The organism is Paenibacillus sp. Y951 (genome assembly GCF_056786395.1).
The window spans coordinates 65032-83992 of the sequence record NZ_JBXCIY010000006.1 but is presented as its reverse complement, the minus strand read 5'-3'; the positions used below and the strand labels follow the sequence as shown (position 1 = coordinate 83992).

Annotated in this window: 16 protein-coding genes; 10 read left to right on the top strand and 6 right to left on the bottom strand. The window is 39.8% G+C overall.

Annotation, left to right across the window (positions count from 1 at the left end; translation table 11 throughout):
• Positions 1 to 37: 37 nt before the first annotated feature.
• Genes zwf through fsa form a run of 3 tightly spaced genes read left to right on the top strand, consistent with a single transcriptional unit; the run spans position 38 to position 4247 of the window.
• The gene (gene zwf, locus AC1TPB_RS10505; RefSeq protein WP_482062962.1) at positions 38 to 1579 is read left to right on the top strand and encodes a glucose-6-phosphate dehydrogenase; all 1542 of its coding nucleotides are present in this window, start codon (positions 38 to 40) and stop codon (positions 1577 to 1579) included.
• Positions 1560 to 3554 (top strand): transketolase, encoded by a 1995-nt coding sequence (gene tkt / locus AC1TPB_RS10500; RefSeq protein WP_482076433.1) that lies wholly within the window; start codon positions 1560 to 1562, stop codon positions 3552 to 3554. Before zwf ends, tkt begins: the two co-directional genes overlap by 20 nt.
• A gap of 27 nt (positions 3555 to 3581) precedes the next feature.
• Positions 3582 to 4247: a fructose-6-phosphate aldolase gene (gene fsa / locus AC1TPB_RS10495; RefSeq protein WP_482076432.1), complete on the top strand. Its 666-nt coding sequence runs from the start codon at positions 3582 to 3584 to the stop codon at positions 4245 to 4247.
• Positions 4248 to 4315: 68 nt separating this feature from the next.
• Here the strand turns inward: fsa and AC1TPB_RS10490 are convergent, their stop codons facing one another.
• Complete coding sequence (locus tag AC1TPB_RS10490; RefSeq protein WP_482076431.1) at positions 4316 to 5524, bottom strand: ROK family protein; 1209 nt, start codon at positions 5522 to 5524, stop codon at positions 4316 to 4318.
• A 175-nt stretch (positions 5525 to 5699) separates the two neighbouring features.
• Here AC1TPB_RS10490 and AC1TPB_RS10485 point away from each other — a divergent pair, with 175 nt between their 5' ends.
• Together AC1TPB_RS10485 and AC1TPB_RS10480 are read left to right on the top strand one after the other, a co-directional pair.
• Positions 5700 to 6356 carry a chromate transporter gene (locus tag AC1TPB_RS10485; protein ID WP_482076430.1) on the top strand — a complete coding sequence of 219 codons (657 nt, stop codon included), beginning with the start codon at positions 5700 to 5702 and terminating at the stop codon, positions 6354 to 6356.
• 10 nt (positions 6357 to 6366) lie between these two features.
• Positions 6367 to 6915 (top strand): chromate transporter, encoded by a 549-nt coding sequence (locus AC1TPB_RS10480; protein WP_482062957.1) that lies wholly within the window; start codon positions 6367 to 6369, stop codon positions 6913 to 6915.
• A gap of 209 nt (positions 6916 to 7124) precedes the next feature.
• Here AC1TPB_RS10480 and AC1TPB_RS10475 read toward each other — a convergent pair whose 3' ends face one another.
• On the bottom strand, positions 7125 to 7472 hold the full coding sequence (locus tag AC1TPB_RS10475) for a winged helix-turn-helix transcriptional regulator (protein ID WP_482062956.1): 348 nt from the start codon (positions 7470 to 7472) through the stop codon (positions 7125 to 7127).
• 170 nt (positions 7473 to 7642) lie between these two features.
• Between AC1TPB_RS10475 and AC1TPB_RS10470 the strand changes: the two genes are divergently transcribed.
• Positions 7643 to 8272: a nitroreductase family protein gene (locus tag AC1TPB_RS10470; protein WP_482076429.1), complete on the top strand. Its 630-nt coding sequence runs from the start codon at positions 7643 to 7645 to the stop codon at positions 8270 to 8272.
• A 159-nt stretch (positions 8273 to 8431) separates the two neighbouring features.
• Here the strand turns inward: AC1TPB_RS10470 and AC1TPB_RS10465 are convergent, their stop codons facing one another.
• The gene (locus AC1TPB_RS10465) at positions 8432 to 8767 is read right to left on the bottom strand and encodes a helix-turn-helix domain-containing protein (RefSeq protein WP_482076428.1); all 336 of its coding nucleotides are present in this window, start codon (positions 8765 to 8767) and stop codon (positions 8432 to 8434) included.
• A gap of 175 nt (positions 8768 to 8942) precedes the next feature.
• Here AC1TPB_RS10465 and AC1TPB_RS10460 point away from each other — a divergent pair, with 175 nt between their 5' ends.
• Together AC1TPB_RS10460 and AC1TPB_RS10455 are read left to right on the top strand one after the other, a co-directional pair.
• On the top strand, positions 8943 to 9536 hold the full coding sequence (locus AC1TPB_RS10460; protein ID WP_482076427.1) for a hypothetical protein: 594 nt from the start codon (positions 8943 to 8945) through the stop codon (positions 9534 to 9536).
• A gap of 140 nt (positions 9537 to 9676) precedes the next feature.
• On the top strand, positions 9677 to 10507 hold the full coding sequence (locus tag AC1TPB_RS10455) for a DegV family protein (RefSeq protein WP_482076426.1): 831 nt from the start codon (positions 9677 to 9679) through the stop codon (positions 10505 to 10507).
• Between the two features lie 116 nt (positions 10508 to 10623).
• Here the strand turns inward: AC1TPB_RS10455 and AC1TPB_RS10450 are convergent, their stop codons facing one another.
• Both AC1TPB_RS10450 and AC1TPB_RS10445 read right to left on the bottom strand, forming a co-directional pair.
• Positions 10624 to 11586 carry a YbjN domain-containing protein gene (locus tag AC1TPB_RS10450; protein WP_482076425.1) on the bottom strand — a complete coding sequence of 321 codons (963 nt, stop codon included), beginning with the start codon at positions 11584 to 11586 and terminating at the stop codon, positions 10624 to 10626.
• 25 nt (positions 11587 to 11611) lie between these two features.
• Complete coding sequence (locus tag AC1TPB_RS10445; protein ID WP_482076424.1) at positions 11612 to 13693, bottom strand: hypothetical protein; 2082 nt, start codon at positions 13691 to 13693, stop codon at positions 11612 to 11614.
• A 212-nt stretch (positions 13694 to 13905) separates the two neighbouring features.
• Between AC1TPB_RS10445 and AC1TPB_RS10440 the strand changes: the two genes are divergently transcribed.
• A complete protein-coding gene (locus AC1TPB_RS10440) occupies positions 13906 to 15231 on the top strand; it encodes a hypothetical protein (RefSeq protein WP_482076423.1) in 1326 nt (441 codons plus the stop codon).
• Between the two features lie 28 nt (positions 15232 to 15259).
• Positions 15260 to 18226, top strand: coding sequence for an MFS transporter (locus tag AC1TPB_RS10435; RefSeq protein WP_482076422.1), 2967 nt, complete (start codon positions 15260 to 15262; stop codon positions 18224 to 18226).
• Here the strand turns inward: AC1TPB_RS10435 and AC1TPB_RS10430 are convergent.
• On the bottom strand, positions 18200 to 18394 hold the full coding sequence (locus AC1TPB_RS10430) for a hypothetical protein (protein ID WP_482076421.1): 195 nt from the start codon (positions 18392 to 18394) through the stop codon (positions 18200 to 18202). The two genes, AC1TPB_RS10435 and AC1TPB_RS10430, sit on opposite strands and share 27 nt — an antisense overlap.
• Positions 18395 to 18961: the final 567 nt, after the last annotated feature.

Below are 18961 nucleotides of genomic sequence, written 5' to 3'. Positions count from 1 at the left end.
TGCATTTCATAGATAACGTTTGGAAGGAAAGATAATTATGGAAGCAACAACGTTTGTATTGTTTGGAGCAACAGGCGATTTAGCGAAAAGAAAAATCTACCCTGCCTTATATAATTTATATATCGATCAGAAGTTACCACAATCGTTCGCGGTTGTAGGACTTGGGCGAAGAGAATTTTCAGATGAAGTATTTCAAGCAAGTGTAGAGAAATCAGTACGTGACTTTTCGCGGCGTGAAGTGAATGACGATGCAGTGATGAATAGCTTCTTGCAAGCATTCCGCTATTCTGCGTTAGATATCGGTCATACAGAAGACTATACAAAGCTATTGCAGCTTATCGAGCAGCAGGAAATTAGCATGGGCAGCTCGCCTAACCGAATGTTCTATCTTTCTGTTGGGCCTGAGTTTTTCGAGACCATTGCGTCTAACATTAAAGAGAGTGGACTTGGAGCAACAAAAGGTTGGAAACGTCTATTGATTGAAAAGCCTTTTGGTCATGATTTGCAATCTGCTCAGCATTTGAACAAGCAGCTAAGCGCTTCATTTGCCGAGAATGAAATTTATCGAATTGACCACTATCTAGGTAAGCCAATGATTCAGAAGCTTGAAGTTTTGCAGCAGACGAATCCAGTGCTGCAAGCGCTATGGTCCAATCGCTATATTTCTAACGTACAGATTACAGCCAGTGAAACGGTTGGTGTGGAAGAACGGGCAGGCTACTACGATCATGTCGGTGCCATAAGAGATATGTTCCAAAACCATATGCTGCAAATATTAATGATGTTAACATTACATCTTCCGCAGAACAGTACTTCAGAAGTCGTGCGCTTTAAGAAGAAGACGATTATGGAGTCGCTAGAGCCTTTGTACAAAGAGAATGTCAAATCTCATGTGATTCGTGGTCAATATACGGAAGGCTCGATTGCGGGCGCACCAGTCGTTGGTTATACTGCTGAACCGGGTATTGCTGCGACATCAATGAATGATACGTTTATTGCTGCAAGACTTGAAATTGATGATTCATTCTGGCGTGGCGTTCCTTTCTATATTAGAACAGGCAAACGGATGAATGAAAAAATCACTCGGATCGTCATTGAATTTAAGGAAGCATTGCAACAAAGTACAACAGCCACAAAAGAGAAACAAGTTGCCAATTTGTTAATTTTTGAAATTAGCCCGAATGAAGGAATTACATTCCAGTTGAATTCCAGAGATCCGCAAAACAAAGAGCAATTCACACCGATTCATATTGATTTCCATTCGAGCAGTGACGATGTCCCGGAAGCTTATGAGAATTTGATTCACGATGCTTTCCACGGCGACGCTACATTTTTTGCTCATTGGGATGAAGTTGAATTGTCTTGGAAATGGGTTCAACCTATTTTGAATGCATTCCAAGAAAATCTTGTACCACTCACGTTTTATTCAGCGGGTTCTAACGGTCCAGTCGAGTCCGACGAGCTACTAGCTAGAGACGGCAATCACTGGTGGTTAGATTCCGAAGCTGAACCTATAATTAGTACTGAACCAAAAATAGAAGAAACAAAAGGAGAACAATATGTCTACACAAACCATTGATCAATTATCTATCGACACTATTCGTACTTTATCTATCGACGCGATTAACGCTGCAAACTCAGGTCACCCAGGTCTTCCGATGGGAGCTGCACCAATGGCGTACGCGCTTTGGGCCAAGCAAATGAATCACAATCCTGGTCATTCGAAATGGTTCAACCGCGATCGTTTCGTACTTTCAGCAGGTCATGGATCAGCGCTACTTTACAGCTTATTACATGTATCTGGCTACGAAGTTTCTATCGATGATTTGAAGCAATTCCGTAAAATGAACAGTAAAACTCCAGGTCACCCTGAATTCGGTCATACAGATGGGGTAGATGCTACAACTGGACCACTAGGTCAAGGTATTGCGATGGCAGTTGGTATGGCAATGGCTGAAGCTCATCTCGCTGCGAAATTCAACAAGGAACAATTCCCAATCGTTGATCATTACACTTATGCACTAGTTGGTGATGGTTGCTTGATGGAAGGGATTTCTTACGAAGCAATGTCCATGGCAGGTCATATGAAGCTTGATAAATTAATCGTGCTATACGATTCTAACGATATTTCATTAGATGGAGATCTAAATCTTTCCTTCGGCGAAAATATGCAAAAGCGTACGGAATCAGCACAATGGCAATATTTGCGAGTAGAAGATGGTAATGATGTTGCAGCTATTACAAAAGCTATTGAAGAAGCGAAAGCTAATACAACACAACCGACATTGATCGAGGTTCGTACGATTATCGGTTATGGTAGTAAAAAAGTTCAAGGTACGAACAAAGCTCACGGTAATCCACTAGGTAAAGATGAAGCTATTGCAACGAAAGCTGTATATGGCTGGGATCATGATGAATTCACAGTACCAGCAGAAGTGAAAGCACATTATGAAGCACTGAAGCAACAAGGCGCTGTCAAAGAACAACAATGGAATGAGCTAGTAGCAGCTTACACAGCGCAATATGCTGAGTTAGGCCAACAGCTTTCTAAAGTTATTGATGGTAAAGTAGTTATCGATCCGTCTGATATTATTACGTTTGACTCATCCCAAGCGGTTTCAACTCGTATTGCAAGTGGTAAAGCAATTAATCACTTTATCCAATCGGTACCGTCAATATTTGGTGGTAGTGCCGATCTATCAGGTTCGACAATGACTGATATTAATGGTGAGCCAATCTTTGCAGTTGATTCTTATGCTGGTCGTAATGTGTACTTCGGTGTTCGTGAGCATGCGATGGGTGCAGCAGGTAATGGTATGGCACTACATGGTGGAGTGAAGCCTTTCGTAAGTACGTTCTTCGTATTTAGCGATTATCTACGTCCAGCTATTCGCTTGGCAGCACTACAAAAATTGCCTGTAACGTATGTATTTACACATGACTCCATTGCAGTTGGTGAAGACGGTCCTACGCATGAGCCGATTGAGCAATTAGCTGCACTTCGTACTATTCCAGGACTAACGGTCATTCGTCCTTCAGATGCAAACGAAACAGCGAGCGCATGGGCGTATGCATTGCAACAACAAGATGGTCCAGTTGCGCTAATTCTTAGTCGTCAAAATCTACCTGTATATGAAGCAACTAAAGCAAATATTGCTGATGTAGCTAAAGGTGCTTATGTGCTAGCTGAAACGAATGCAACGCCTGATGTTATTCTTATTGCTACAGGCTCTGAAGTATCTCTGGCTGTAAGTGCTAAAGATGAACTAGAAGCTGCTAACGTATCTGTTCGTGTCGTTGCAATGCCAAGCAGAGAGCTATTCAATGCGCAATCTGATGCCTATAAAGAATCAATTCTGCCTGCTGCAGTAACAAATCGTGTAGCTATTGAAGCCGGTATTTCTCTAGGCTGGGAGCGTTATACAGGAGCTAATGGTCGTATCATCTCCATTGATACTTTCGGTGCTTCAGGTCCTAGTACAGAAGTTATGGAATATTTCGGATTCTCAACGAGCAATGTTGTTTCTGTAGCTCAGCAATTATTGAATAAATAATAACACATTCATTGGGGGTAATTTATTATGAAATTTTTCATCGACACAGCAAACGTGGTAGACATCAAAAAAGCGCATAAAATCGGTATTATTTCTGGAGTAACTACGAATCCATCGCTAGTTGCAAAGGAAGGCGTCAAATTCGAAGCTCGTATCGAAGAGATTTTACAAGCAGTACCTGATGTTGAATCTGTCTCTGCTGAAGTTACTCCTGATGCTGTTACAGCTGAAGAAATGATTGCCCAAGCAAATGAATTAATCAAAATTAATAACAATGATCCAAATGTAACAATCAAGTTGCCAATGACGCTTGCAGGTCTTGAGGCTTGCCGTTACTTGACGCAAAAAGGCGTGAAAACAAACATTACTCTAGTCTTCACAGTGAACCAAGCATTATTGGCTGCTCGTGCTGGCGCTACGTATGTATCACCGTTTTTAGGCCGATTGGATGATATATCAGAAGATGGCGTGCAATTGATTGTCAAAGTTGCAGAATTATTCCGCATTCATAACTTAGATGCTCAAATCATTGCGGCATCTGTACGTCACCCAGACCATGTTACTCGCGTAGCGATGGCTGGTGCTCATATTGCGACTGTTCCATTCAGCGTGATCGAGCAAATCTCCAAACATCCGCTTACGGATCAAGGGATGGAAAAGTTCGCTGCTGACTGGAAAAACACAGTGAAGTAATAAGGTAAAACGGAGGGGCTGTTCCAAAAGTCATTGAGAAATGACGCTGGAACAGCCCTTTCTTGTCATTAAAATAGTTTATTTCTAACTAATAAGGCTGCTCCAGTGGCAACAGCGTCTTCTAACAATATCCCTTCAATAAACTGTACCTTGTAGGCGGATGAATTATACGTATATTTGTCTGCTATGCTTGCTACAATATCAGAATAAGGCTTGAAAGCGGAGATAAGCGCTCCACCAATAATTACTTTATTTGGCTGAAAAGTATTAATGAGATTAGCTATACCTATACCCAAATATACTGCAGATTGATTGAATAATTCGGTTACGAGTTCATTGTTATTTCTCAGCTCTCTAATTAAGAAATCAAAATCAATATTCGATTCCGCTATAGTGTTTCGATCTTCTTGTTTAAATCCTGTTCTACCCAATCGATATTGTACTTTATACTGTTCAACTAATGCGGGAATCGATACATAGTTCTCAAGCGCTCCAGCGCGAGCCTGCTTTAAGATCGGTTGATCCCCAGCTTTAATGATCATTTCACCAAAAGCACCTTCACGATCATATATACCTTGAACAAGCCTTCCCCCTGAGATCATCGCCGAACGTAATCCAACTCCTGCGCTAATATAGAGCAGGTGATCTGCTTCAATATTTTGCTTGCGAAAGGAAAATTGCTCTCCGATCGCGGCACAATCTGTACCATTATCTAAAAAGGTAGGTAATCCTGTAAGGTCTTCTATTAAATTTGTAATCTCCAGTTGGTTCCAACCCTCTGCTGGAAAATGAACGGGATCGATAATAACTCCACTACTGCGATCAAGCGGACCGATCGAGCCAATCCCAATCCCAATAATATGATCTTTCGTAATTTGATGATCCTTGCAGTACGTAAGAATGGTTTGATAAACAGTATCAATAAATACATTGGGCTTCATGGAGCTATCCATTCTCCATCTTGTTAATGATTTGGCATTCAACGTCAAATCAAATAAACCGACCGTTGCATAAAAGCGAGAGATCTCTATACCAACGATATAACAATAGTCACTATTAACATTATATAGTAGCGGTCTGCGACCGCCTTTAGAAGGTCCGAAGCCTGATTGAATAATAACGCCATGTTCAATCATTTCCTGTATTAATCTAGCTGTAGTAGAGCTAGAAAGCTTTAACGATTGTTGAATATCTTCTTTGGAGCTATCTACTCGTTGTGATATATAATGAAAAATACTACTTTTTACACTAGTTAAAGTAGGGTGATTCGCATCCATAAACTAACCTCAATTCACTAGTATTAATATAGGAATTATATCCTATTGTCATTATAACGAATTTATAAAATAAAAAGAATATACAAATGTCCTTCTTATCTTAATCCCAATATAGGATAAAGGTGATATAATGTATGTAACAACATCGTGAACGAAACAAGAAGGGGTAGTTAAAATGCGGATTTCTAAGAGAATTAATTCTTTTTGGGAAAAAGAAGCGGAAAGTACGTTGTTTCAAATTTTCATAACATTTCTAAAAATTAGTCCCGTTTCCTTCGGTGGAGGCTTTGCATTAATTCCTGTTATTGAAAAGGAAATAGTAGATGAAAAAAAATGGTTGAGCGCTAAGGAGATTTCAGATGTTTTTTCTTTAGCTCAATCTGCTCCCGGAGCAATCGCTCTTAACTCGGCTATTTTTATTGGTTACCGTTTAAAAGGTGGGCTGGGTGCGATTATTGCTTTACTAGGTATTCTTATCCCAACGTTTTTTATTATGATTTTATTTTCTATAGTATTTATATATATGAAGGATATCCCTAAGGTGCAGGCTGCCTTCATGTCGATTAGAACTACAGTATTGGCATTAATTGTCTACGCAGCTATGAAGATGGGGAAAGAGGCACTAGTTGATATTCCGACAATAGTTTTAGCGGCTACGACCGTAATCACCATGTACTTTTTCAACCATATGGTTCATCCCATTGTACTTATTGCTGTTGGTGGTGTGGTCGGCATAATCATCTATTTACTACGAGCATTGAAAGGTGAACACAAGCCATATCAACAAGCTAACTCGCCTTCACAAGACAATTATAGTGACTATATGATCTAACCTGAGGTGCATGATGGACGATATCATTCAATTATTTATTACTTTCTTTATTGTCGGCCTCGTTTCCTTCGGTGGCGGATATTCCATGATTCCATTAATGCAGGCAGAGATTGTTACCCGGCATCAATGGCTTACGCTAGATCAATTTACAGATGTTGTTGCAATATCTGGTATGAGTCCTGGCCCAATTGCTGTTAATATGGCGGTCTCCATTGGTTATATGCATATGGAGCTTCCAGGTGCTATTATTGCCACGATAGGCATCGTATTACCTTCACTGATTAGTGTTGTATTGCTCGCCATCTTCTATAGGGTTATGAAAAATAATAAGTATTGGAACAATGCTTTATACGGTATTCGTGCGATCGTTACTGGCTTTATTGTATTTTCTGCTATTATATTTATTAGAAATAACTCGATGATTTCGACAGATTGGTGGTATACAATAAGTCAAATCGTTATATTTGCCGGCTCCTTTGCAGCAATTGTTTATTTTAAGAAGCATCCTGTCTATGTTATTTGTATTTCGGGTCTTATTGGTGTGGCACTTTACAGCTAATGAAGGGTTGACCTGGGAGAATCGAGAACATCATCCCAATGAAGTGCAATAAGTAGATGAGCTTGAAAGGATAAGGTAGCATCGAAAACATAAGGAAAAGGGGAATTGCTGAAGTTGGCAATTCCCCTTTTCCTATTTATTGAAAAAAATATCTGTGAATAGATGAAGTTGAGAAAGAGATACTATTAAAGTGATCCAAAAATAAATGCTTATGAGGATGTCTTCTTTAATTTTTGCTCCAGTTCACAAACATCAATCCATTTATGAATGGATACAATAACATCTTTTAGGGCGTGCCCACTGGTAGTTAACTCGTATTCAACCTTTTTACAAGATGAATCAATTAAATTTTTATTTATCAATGCTGCTTTTATTAATTCATTAAGTCTCTCTGTTAATAGTCGATCTGAAATCCCAGGAATGCTGGTGAAAATTTCATTATAACGTTTGGGACCTGACATTAAGGTATATAGAATCATCCCCATCCATCTTCTACCAAGAAATTCGATAGTAGTATGAAAATCACTACATGTATGTTGACAATCAGACTGTTTCATTTGAGACCTCCCCGAACATTACTTTCATTAAGTTTAACACATATCCGTCTATGGAACATTTATAATCGCCAAATTAAGCTTAGGAATTACTTTTTTATTGACCGATTAACTTACTTATGGTAAGTTGTTATTATCAACTTACTAATAGTAAGTATAAAGGTGGAAATAACATGACTACAGGAACACAAGCGGATTTATATTCATTAATGCATGATAGAAAATCGGTAAGAGTATATGACCCTGCTGCTACTATTTCGAAAGACGAATTGTCAGAAATGATTAAAGAAGCTACATCAGCTCCATCATCAAGCAATCTTCAGCCTTGGAGATTTCTAGTTATTCAAGATACAGCTGTGAAAAAAGAATTACGGACAATCGCTAACAACCAAGAACAAGTAGAAACAGCTTCTGCAGTGATCGCGGTATTAGGCGATATTGAAATGTATAAGAAGGTCGAGCAAATTTATACGCAAAATGTAGCAGAAGGGCATATGCCAGAGGCGAGCAAAGATGCTATGATTGCCAGCACAAATCGTTTATACCCTAATGCACCAGATGAAGTAAGAACAAATATTGCTAGCTTTGATGCAGGACTAATCTCTATGCAATTCATGTTGATTGCTAAGGAAAAGGGCTTCGACACTGTTACAATGGGCGGATTTGACAAAGTGAAGTTCGCTGAAAGATTCGAGCTACCTAGCAACATAGTTCCTATCGTGTTAATTGCGATCGGAAAAGCTGCTGGACCAGCATACGGATCATCTCGTTTGCCAATGGATGAAATTTTGAAATTCATCTAAATAATCTAATTAGCTACATTTGTAGTTCCACAAAAAGAGGCTAGGCAGTTTAGTTACTTAAACTGTCCAGCCTCTTTTTCAACACATAAATACATATACAACGGAGCATTTATAGTGCATGTACAAACAGTAGGATTTCAAAAATAACGTCTTATTCGACTACTCGGGTAATTGATCCTGATGTTTAAATAGTAGCTCTAGCATCTCGTACGCCATTTTCTGTTCCCCTTGAGTACGTGTAGACAACAGAAGTCTAATTTTCTGAAGGTAATATGCATTGCTAATGTCAATGGCACTTTCTAATAAGTAATCAACAGTGACATCTAGTTCCTCTGCTATATTTACAAGAGTTTCTAACGTTAAGCTGCGTTCGCCCCGTTCAATCTGCCCAATATAAGCATGGGACATATCGACTTTTTCAGCTAGTTTTTCTTGTGTTAGGTTTAATCGTTGTCTCTCTTGTCGGAGACGAGATCCTAATTTATGATAATCCACTATATCATCCCCTTCATATTTACAATAATGAAAAAGAATGAAATTAAAAACGAACTACATGTTTCAAAATGTTTACTATTAGTTTCTGTGCACGTATAATCTATGGAGAAAGTAAATTAGTGTTAGCATATTTGGAATTAGATTCTATTTTTCTGTTAAATAGGAGGGCGTCGTAATGGATAATAACATATTTATGATTGCAATGTGCTTGTTATTTATTGGAAGCGAGTTTGTTGTCTACTTATACGTATCGTTTGATCCCGTCGTTGGCTACTTCACTGCAGTTCGTCTTGAAAAGGTAAAGATCATGCTAGGCTGGCTATTTATTATCACTGGCCTACTTTTAATATTACCTGGATTTGGTACAAGTGAATTGACGAGTGAAGGAGGAATGATGTTAGCCTTTGGTACAGTCTTTATTTTATTAGGAGTGGTTACATTTATAGCCTTCAATAAAATTGAAATACCCTTTGATGCCGCGTATGAAGCGATTAATTCGATGAAAAAAATAGAGTTTTTGGAAGCAGATAGAACAACGATAATCGTATATATATTAGTGAATGATTTGAAAAAAATGGCGAAATTATTTGAGGGGGGTATTTATAGTGCCGATGAATTTAGACATGAAAAGGCAAAGTGGCTTAGTAGATTATCGTCGATTATTTACCCTACAAATGTATCGGAATTACTTATAGAGCTTTTGCCTTTTATGAACAATGATACGCTTGAGGAAGAAGAGATCACAGCGATCAAAAAATTAGCAAGCTAAAACATACTGTCAAATGTGTCGATATCGTTAATCTAGTTGAAAAACATCGCCTTTATTTGCAAAGATATGATAGTTGTCAATAGTATAGCAAGCGATCAACGTGCTAGTATAAGGCAATAAAGGACAGATGGAGGTTTCATATGACTTATCAAATCGTTGTAGACTCTTGTTGCGATCTAACTGATGACATTAAGCAAACGCTTAATATGAAAGTAGTACCATTGAATCTGTATCTTGGCGATAAAGAAATTATAGATGATGAAACTTTAGATATTCCCAGCTTTATTGAGGAAATGAAGGCTTGTACGGGCAAGGTTGGTTCAGCAGCACCATCACCTTCGCTCTATCATGAGCTGTACGAGCAATCACCGCAAACGTTCGTCGTGACATTATCAAGTAAATTATCTAGCTCTTATTCGAGTGCAGTATTAGGAGCAGATATGCTAGAGAAAAGTGATCATAACGTCCATGTATTTGATTCCAAAAGTGCTGCGGCAGGAGAAATGTTAATCGCATTTCAGATTCGCGATCTTATCGAAAGTGGTGTACAAGGCGAGGAGCTTATTACACAAGTTGAGCAGTTCATTAATGAAATGAAAACGTACTTTGTACTTGATAATGTTGATAATCTGATGAAAAATGGTCGATTAAGTAAGGTTAAGGGTAAAATTATAAGCATCTTAAATATTAAGCCGTTACTAGGCTCAGATGGCGATGGTAATATTACGCAATATTCAACCTGTAAAGGTCAGACGAAAATCGTCAAGAAAATGGCTGAAACGGTCACAGATAGTGGGAAAAACACAGCGGAGCTTCGTGCAGTTATTTCACATTGTAATAATGAGCCGCTTGCGCTTCGTCTACAGCAGCAGCTAGTTGAACAATTCCAATTCAAAGATATCGTCATCGTGCCTACGGGTGGAGTAAGCTCATTATATGCTAACGATAAAGGTATTATTTTGGCCTATTAATCGTCATGCTGGTTAGTAAACGATATCGATATAAAGCGGGGCTGTTCCTCGGCGTCAACTAAGAAACAATGACGCCGGGGAACAGCCCCTTTGATGTCTAGCAGTATACAATGACGCTACAATATAGCAATTAGCTCTGGGACATATTGCTCCATAATCTGTATATGTTCATTCAATAGCCGCATCATATGATGATCGTCTATTCCGTTTGGACAAAGCAACGCTGAACGGAAACGAAGTTCTCCATCTGCAATATCCATTTCGAATGCGCCATTAATAAGATCATAGTTTTCATTAATAAGTTGCAGCGCCAGCTGCTCGCGATGCTGCTCCTCAACAAGCCTAGGGAAAATCGCGTATAGTACAATGAGCTCGGCATCCTCTTCAATGCGAATCAGCTCTGTCCAGCTCACTTCATTGTCCCCATGCAGCTTAAGACGGATTAACTGCTCATTGTGAAAATCATACTTAATTTGATGATCGGCTAGATATTTCTCTAATTGGGCTGCAAGACCGTTATTGCTATCACGATTGTCAATGATATCCGCATCAGCTTGCTCCTGCTGTTCAGTCATATTGGTAGTAGGAGGAGTATGAAGCAGCTCTTGTCTCCATATCGTATGAAAGCCATGACGCAGCCGACCTTCATGAACGAGTTCAGGCGGTAGCGAAATGGTTTGCATCGCTTCAGCGACATACCATAACTCCGCTTGTGTAAGCAGTGGTAATGTACGTACGATAAAGGTATCGGGAATAACAGACAGAAGAATGGCTTCGGCATCTGCTTCTTGCTTCACGATTTGCTGTGCAACGGATGGTGCTACAATAAGTTTTAGTTCGATATTATCCTCCGCGCCAAAGCTTACATCATTTAACATTGCATGAGAAGTTACGTGAAACCATTGCTCTTGAAAAATTTGAGCCATTTGCTCTGGTTCCACAATTATTGTCATCGTAATATATTGTTGTTCGTCTTGTTGCTGGTGAACAACAGACGTAATTAATACAGGTAGACTCCCGCCAGTCCAGGATTGAAATGTAGCAGGCGTGGAAGTGGTTACGGATGAAATTACTTTCATAGGTTGATTTTCCTTTCAATATTTATTAGCGCTGATAGAAATTAAGTTCATTCTCAAGTTCTCCCTCATTTTTCCCTCGAGAGGCGCTCATTAGTTTCCTTGATTTTTCGAGCTCTAAGGTGATAATAGGAGTTTTGATTTTAACGCTGCTTTTTTTCGAAATATCAAATTCGATTTTCCAGTCTCCTGATTGACCGTTTTCGAAACCTAATTCAAATCCAAAATTCAAGCTTAAGCATGAATCATTTTCGACAGTTTTCTTTACTTTTCCAGTCTCTGGATCAATATACTCAGTTGATTTGCTTAGCTTTGTTGTTAGTTTATCAACTTTCTTCTCTAGTTCCCCCTGTAATGCTCTCATACGTGCGTCTTGGACGCTCTTTGATTGATCTGCTGGTATATTCTGCTTAGCATCAATTAGACTATGAATTTTTGCTGTAGAACTAATAACTTTCGGTATAATTTCCTCAACGATTGTTTTCCAAGCAGAGAAGCCAGTTATTTCACCTGGAAGATCAACAGAGATACTTGCTTCTAATTGTTGAAGCGCTTTATTGTAGAATGTCATTGCACCTTCACCGCTGAAGGAAAGTTTCGCTCGAGGTAAAGTTAATTCGGTTGAGGCAGATGCTGATATTTTCTTATGCGTTTTGAGTTGATTCATTCGAGTAGATTTTTGTGTCAACGCATCTAATGTCGTTTCTGAATTATCTCCGAAGAGCAGTTCAGGGATTGTCTCAAAGCTCTCTTTGCTATATTTCGTATAACGTTGACCTAATGCTTCAAATTCACCTTTATATATCCCAGTCTCAATTTCTACTGCAGCGGAAATGCTTTGTCCAACATCAACATAATTCTCAGTATCTTCCATTTCTTGAGCTTCGATAGCAGCAGCCCATATTTCGGCTTCTTCTAATTTACTTTTTCCACTCATACCACCTTTGCCCCATAGTGTTTGAGCAAGTGAAGGGAAGCCAACATTCATATTACGGTACATACCATATGAGATTAGATTCAAAGCAGATTGTGTACTAGAGCCATTCGCTTCAATGAACATCCCTAATTTCACCGCAACTTCAGTTATTCCGGCAGAAACACCTGCACCAACAGCAATATTAGCTCCAATTGTCAAATGACCGTCATCTTTTTCGGCTTCTGCCCCTAGACCAATCGTGAGAAATACAGCTGTGCTAACAGGGATTTTCAATTCGAAAGCAAGCGATGCGGAATCACCATCATACGGAACGGCAAGGTTAATAATAGGTGCTATTTTTGCTAGACCACTGTTGACGGAATCTGCCTCAACAACTTTTTTTATTGCTTTCTCGCCGATTTGATCCATTGTAACTTGACCTTTTACATCCTTGGTCATATTATCAATTTTTGCTTGATTCGGCTGAGCGGCACCGGAGCTCTGATCACCTTTAATAATTAAGCGAGCTTCATTAATCGCAGGTTCTTCAAAGCGTTTGAGTAGATCCTTTGCTTTATCTTGGGCGCTACTTGCCGCTCTCTTTTTCTTATCTTTCTCTTTAAGTTTAGCATTTTTACTCGATGACATCGTTGCTAGCGCAGCTTGCTTCAATTGATCTACTGCAGTATCTTCAGGCACTAGTTTATTGATAATTCGATCGGATTCCTTCGCCATAATGCTATTCACGGATATCTTTGCTTCGGAACGTGCTTCCTTATTAGCAAGCATGCCATTGTACTGTTTAGCAATATTACTATTACCAGCAAGTGAGCTGTTAGAATCAAGATGGGCAGCAATATCGTCGTTAGCCTGCGCTCGTGCCGCATCCTTCATACTTTGGCGAAAATTATTCAATTCCTTTGAACGGCGAAAAGATTTTCTGCCCACACCAAATTTATCTAAAACTTTAGCTTTCAGTGGTTTGTATAGATTAGTTTCATATATTGAAAAAAGTTCGGGTTCTGTTAAACCAAATTGCTCTTCCTCAGCAAGTCGAGCAAGCTCTTGATTGCCGACAATATTCTGCATATTAGTAGGGCTAGCTGTGTTTGTCTGACTGGTAGGCGGGAGAGTTTTGTTAGAATTAGTTTTTTCGATATCTTTACTTGTAGATTCGCTAGTTTTTGATGACATTCCAAGGCCTCCTATAGGGAATGTAGTAGAGAAGGTAGATCAGATATGATTCATAGCCACAAGTAATAAAAGGGAGGTGGGGAGGATGGCTATGGATGTAGCATACTCGAATGGTAGTACTACAAAGTATTTTAGCAGGAATAGATACAATAAGGTAGAAATATTGATATAATGTAAGAAAATATTTCAAAAAGGTATCGTAGGAGGACATTATGGTATCTGGACGACAGCGGTTAGCCCGTGCTTCTAAGCAGCAGATGAACAGCAAGGAACGCGAACAACCTAATTCTGTTACAGCGCCTAGTCAGAGGGAGCTACCTCCCGTATGGAAGCTACAGCAAAGTATCGGCAATATTGCATCAAGCCAATTGCTACAGCATATTACTCATACAGCACCGATGACGACAGCGACAGAGGGATTGAATGTACAGCTTAAGCAGTTAGTACTTGTGCTAGCACTTCAAGCCGAGCAAGCTGGAGAAGGCCTGATGTGGAGTCAATTCGAAGCGTTGTCTGTTGGACAACGACAATCATTGCTTATTCAGTGGTATGGAGAAAATAGTGATTTTACAGCAGCGCTGCATACATCGCCAGATTGGCAGCAGTGGCAAACGATGATTAGAACGACGAAGCAAATTACATTGCAGCCCGAGGAACCTCGAAAAGAGGCTGATGTCACCGCATTAGGGGCAAGTGAGCCGCAATATACGATGAATAGCTCCGGCTTATTAGTTCCATATCGTGAGGCATGGTTATGGCTCAATTATAAAGGTAATAAGCAAGGACAGGTATATCTATTGCGAACATTAGATAGCCTATCGATCCCGAAAAAACAGTTATTATTGCATAAATTGAATGGTGCAGGACAATTAACACTTTATCAATTAAGTAATAACGTAACGATTGAAGAGCATTTGAAGCAATGGGTAGATTGGAAGCGCATTAACGAAGCACTTCATGTTATTATGAATTTGAATGATCGACAAGTTGAAAGACAGCTTGAAACGGTTCAGCAAGAGCAAAGTACTAGTGTGCTACACTATGAACCGGAGCAAGATGAGCAAGAGGAAGAAGCAGATGGGGCTGGTTCATGGCTCGCTGCGCTTGGCATTTTTGGTCTCGAGGATGAAGCCGAAGAGGAAGCTAAAGTGAATAATCAGCCGCAATCAATGGAGCAAATGCTGCAAAATGCTGATAAAATGTTTCAATTGTTGTTTGGCATTCCGTTCGATAATGGAAGGCAGCCGATAACTATTGGCAATAGAGCTGAGCTTATCGATCGCTTTTTGGAAATTGATCATAAGCTGCTACCTAAGCAACAAGAAGCGCAAAGAATGAAAAAGCTGAAGGCGCAAGGTTATGCTTCCGTTAATCAGTTATATATGCTTTTGAAAATTACTATAATTGAAATACTGTATCGTTTAGGTACTACACGTAAGGATGAGAAATACATTATCATTTTGCAGAAGCTTGGACTATTACAGGGTAAGAAGACCACTACTAAAGATCACATCGCTGCCCGAATACATTCAATTTAATTTACAGATGACAAGGTGGATATGTCTAGTGATAACAGCTATGCAAAGATATTTTCAATTAAAACCCGAAGATAATCGAAAATTAATGCTAATGGGTGTCGTGTTTTTACTTGCCGGCATTTCTGAGATGATGAACTATACCTCATTCATGGCGATTTTCAATACGCGGGTCGGCATCATGATGTTACCTATTATGTATGTTGTTGAAGCCTGTCTACTTCCTATAGAAGGATGGCTACTATCGTTTTTTTCACAGCGGCTAGCGAAGGCTCGCTTTATGAGTAGACTGTATTTGCTTTTTGTAGCTATAGGTATCATCAATGGTATTATTCTGCTCGTCTTCCGCTTATTTGAGGTGGAGTGGATAGCGTTTTACTTTATATTGTTTATTACGTCAAATTTTGTTATTCGTCAGCAAACGCTGCTTATGTGGGCGACGGCGTTTGACTTATGCCCAACACAACAAGCGAAGCGATTAATGCCAGTATTCGTCTTGTTAGCTATTATAGGTGGTATTATTGCAGGTCTAACCTCAACGACGCTAGCTACTTTACTTGGTTCAGAATTATTGTACCTTATAGCTGCCTTCTTATTACTGGCAGCATTTCCGAGCTTTATTCATGCGATTCGCAAATATTTAGTACCATTAACGTTCCAAGAAGAGCAAGCTCCACAAGGTGAGCGAAGCTCGTATTATTGGTCACGTCTCTTCCGATCTCCCTTCCTCCTATTAGTCGTCGGAATTATGACGGTCATGCCAGCCTTATATTTCGTGATGGAGTATCAATACTTCACAAAAGCTCAACAAGCATTTCCGAACGAAAGTGAGCTAACATCATTTTATGGAATGATGGTTGTGCTACTCTTTATAGCTGCATTTATTTTACAGCTCATATCGACTAAGTTGATGGACAAACTTGGTGCGACGAATACTATTCTATTAATCTCTATTATCTTTGTAGCATGTTTTGGACTTACCTCGTTATTTATTGATCAATCGATGGCGCTTGTTATGGTAGCGATCGGATATAGCTTTACCTATTTGCTACTCTATTATTTTGCTGAGCCAAGCTATCAATTTTTCTTCAAGATGGTGCCCTTGCAGCATCGGGATGGATACCGTTATACGGCGCAAGGAATTGCTTCCTCGGCAGGTATATTGCTTGGATCCGGCATATCATTATTGCATTCACAATGGCAAGCGAGTTTAACGCTGCAAGCCATTATTGGTCTGGTGCTTGCCGCTATATTAGTTGTGATCGCATGGGTAGCCAAGTCACTTTATATTAAGGAGTTAATTGCTAATTTGCAGCAATCTACGAAAGATTATATTGCTGAATTACTAGAATCTATGCGACATGAACGCGTGCGAAAAGCAATCGTGAAGCAGCTTCAGCAAGGAGATATGCTGCTACAGCAATTTACATTGGAGTTGCTTATTCGTCAGCCTGATCCAGCACTCTATCAAGTGCTCTGGCAATATGCAGAACATGGGCGCGGCAAGCTGAAAGCTTTGGCATTATCGGCCATTCATCCACAAAGCTGGCAGCAGGTAAAGCTGGCACAGTATAAGCTATTATTACGGGATGAAGATGCCGAGGTTCGCGCTATTGGTTACCGTCAGTTGTTTCTGTCACCGCAAGTTATTTCAGGACAAATGCGTAATGAACATATTGAACATGCACGTCGTGACGTTTCTCTACTAGTGAATTATGAGGCTTGGAAAGTTAGTAATGATGTTAATGAGCTTCAGCTAGAGCTACAACAGCAGCTGCAAAAGGGCAATGAAGCAGCAGAGCTTGCTTGTCAGCTTATTGGAGAGCGGCATTTGGATAGTATGATTATGGATGTCATGATGTGTATGCTTTCGGAGTCGCAAGCGGTGAAGCTTACTGCTGTTCGAGTTATCGGGCAAATAGCAGATAAAGATATGGTTACTAGTTTGATGGAATTACTTGTTGGTGCAGATATTGAATTGAATAAAGCAATTGAAGAGGCATTACTTTCACTTGGAGAATCTGCTAATGAGGAATTGCTACGTTTTGTAGCTTCGCCTAACCAAGAACAATGGAGCAAAGCGGTATCTGTGCTTTCTATGATTGGTAAAGAGCATGACGTTGAATCAACTGTTATTCCTACATGTATGAGCAAGCTGCAGGAACTTTCTGCTAGTCATCGTATGTATGAGCAGATTGCAGCGACGAATCAGGAACAATGGATTAAGCTTGCTAGGGAACGGACAACTGATATTGTGAAGCAGCAACTTGATACCATTTGGAAGGTAATGATTCGCTATAGTGATGAACGAGCGGTAACGTTACTGCGCGAAGCTGTTGAAAGTGACCTGGAAGAGATTAGAGATCATGGCATTGAGATATTGTCTGAGGGCTTTGGTCATAACAAATTAAGTTCACAATTGCTGAACTATTATCGAGGCCGTGAGGTGGAGCAAGAAGAGAGGAAGGAAGTAACTGATCCTTGGCTTCAAGCTATTGCTATTAAGGCAGGAGCAGAGAAAGGTGAACTATTGCTTATGAATAATTGGGAGTATCTTGGTGCACTTGATAAAATTATGTTTTTGAAGCAAGCCCCGTTATTCCAAGACATTTCATTAGATGAGCTAGGAAGAATAGCGAGTATTGCACATGAGCGTAAATACGAAGAAGATGATTACTTGCTTCAGCAGGGTGAGCAAAGCACCAAATTGTTTATAGTGTTAGAGGGACATGTGGAAATTAGTGGGATGAATGAGGAAGGGGTAGAAGGAACGTTAGCGATTATTAGTGAGAAGATGAGTATCGGCGAAGCGTCATTATTTGATCTGTCTCCGTCTCGAATATCTGCGCAAGTACTGTTCGGGCAAGTACATGTATTAGAGATAAGTGGAGATGAAGTTGTGAAATTAGTTCGCTTATACCCTGAGATCGGAGTTGGCTTATTACGCTCCATAAGTCACCGCCTACATGCATTAGAGCAAATGCTCTTGAAGATGTAGTTCAAAAAGTGGACTTTGATAACGATGATTGGCTGACGTAGCGTTGTCCGCATCGAATATGAAACGAACTTGGAAAGTACGGCATAAGCTTCCGATGTATGTTTCTTGCAGAAACATTGTAGGTTCACATGTACCAAACACGTACATTTGCGCTTCCGTCTTTCTCAAGTAGCGCTCCATCTTCTCGGCTTTCGAAAGCCCACTTTTTGAACCTTTATTGAAAGGGGAAGTTCAAAAACGAACGCTATCGCTTCTCCACGAGCGATTAGTTCTCTCCGCTAGAGCATGGGGATGAACAAGACAAAAAGTTGCTTTAATGTGTCTAGTAGGCTGGTTCATGGAGTAAACAAAGCAAAAAGTTTCGTTAATACGTGCGATATGGAGCTAGTGTTGCGAAACAAAGCAAGAAGTTACTCTAATGTGTCTAGTAGGTTGGTCGATGAGGCAAACAAAGCTGCAAAGTTTCGTTAATACATGCCATACGGAGCTAGTGTGGCGAAACAAGACAAAAAGTTGCTTTAATGTGTCTAGTAGGCTGGTTCATGGAGTAAACAAAGCAAAAAGTTTCGTTAATACGTGCGATATGGAGCTAGTGTTGCGAAACAAAGCAAGAAGTTACTCTAATGTGTCTAGCAGGCTGGTTCATGGAGTAAACAAAGCAAAAAGTTTCGTTAATACGTGCGATATGGAGCTAGTGTTGCGAAACAAAGCAAGAAGTTACTCTAATGTGTCTAG

Bases quoted from the DNA above. Each gene is read 5' to 3' on its own strand.
- zwf (WP_482062962.1), top strand. From the start codon at position 38: ATGGAAGCAACAACGTTTGTATTGTTTGGAGCAACAGGCGATTTAGCG.
- tkt (WP_482076433.1), top strand. From the start codon at position 1,560: ATGTCTACACAAACCATTGATCAATTATCTATCGACACTATTCGTACT.
- fsa (WP_482076432.1), top strand. From the start codon at position 3,582: ATGAAATTTTTCATCGACACAGCAAACGTGGTAGACATCAAAAAAGCG.
- AC1TPB_RS10490 (WP_482076431.1), bottom strand. From the start codon at position 5,524: ATGGATGCGAATCACCCTACTTTAACTAGTGTAAAAAGTAGTATTTTT.
- AC1TPB_RS10485 (WP_482076430.1), top strand. From the start codon at position 5,700: ATGCGGATTTCTAAGAGAATTAATTCTTTTTGGGAAAAAGAAGCGGAA.
- AC1TPB_RS10480 (WP_482062957.1), top strand. From the start codon at position 6,367: ATGATGGACGATATCATTCAATTATTTATTACTTTCTTTATTGTCGGC.
- AC1TPB_RS10475 (WP_482062956.1), bottom strand. From the start codon at position 7,472: ATGAAACAGTCTGATTGTCAACATACATGTAGTGATTTTCATACTACT.
- AC1TPB_RS10470 (WP_482076429.1), top strand. From the start codon at position 7,643: ATGACTACAGGAACACAAGCGGATTTATATTCATTAATGCATGATAGA.
- AC1TPB_RS10460 (WP_482076427.1), top strand. From the start codon at position 8,943: ATGGATAATAACATATTTATGATTGCAATGTGCTTGTTATTTATTGGA.
- AC1TPB_RS10455 (WP_482076426.1), top strand. From the start codon at position 9,677: ATGACTTATCAAATCGTTGTAGACTCTTGTTGCGATCTAACTGATGAC.
- AC1TPB_RS10450 (WP_482076425.1), bottom strand. From the start codon at position 11,586: ATGAAAGTAATTTCATCCGTAACCACTTCCACGCCTGCTACATTTCAA.
- AC1TPB_RS10445 (WP_482076424.1), bottom strand. From the start codon at position 13,693: ATGTCATCAAAAACTAGCGAATCTACAAGTAAAGATATCGAAAAAACT.
- AC1TPB_RS10440 (WP_482076423.1), top strand. From the start codon at position 13,906: ATGGTATCTGGACGACAGCGGTTAGCCCGTGCTTCTAAGCAGCAGATG.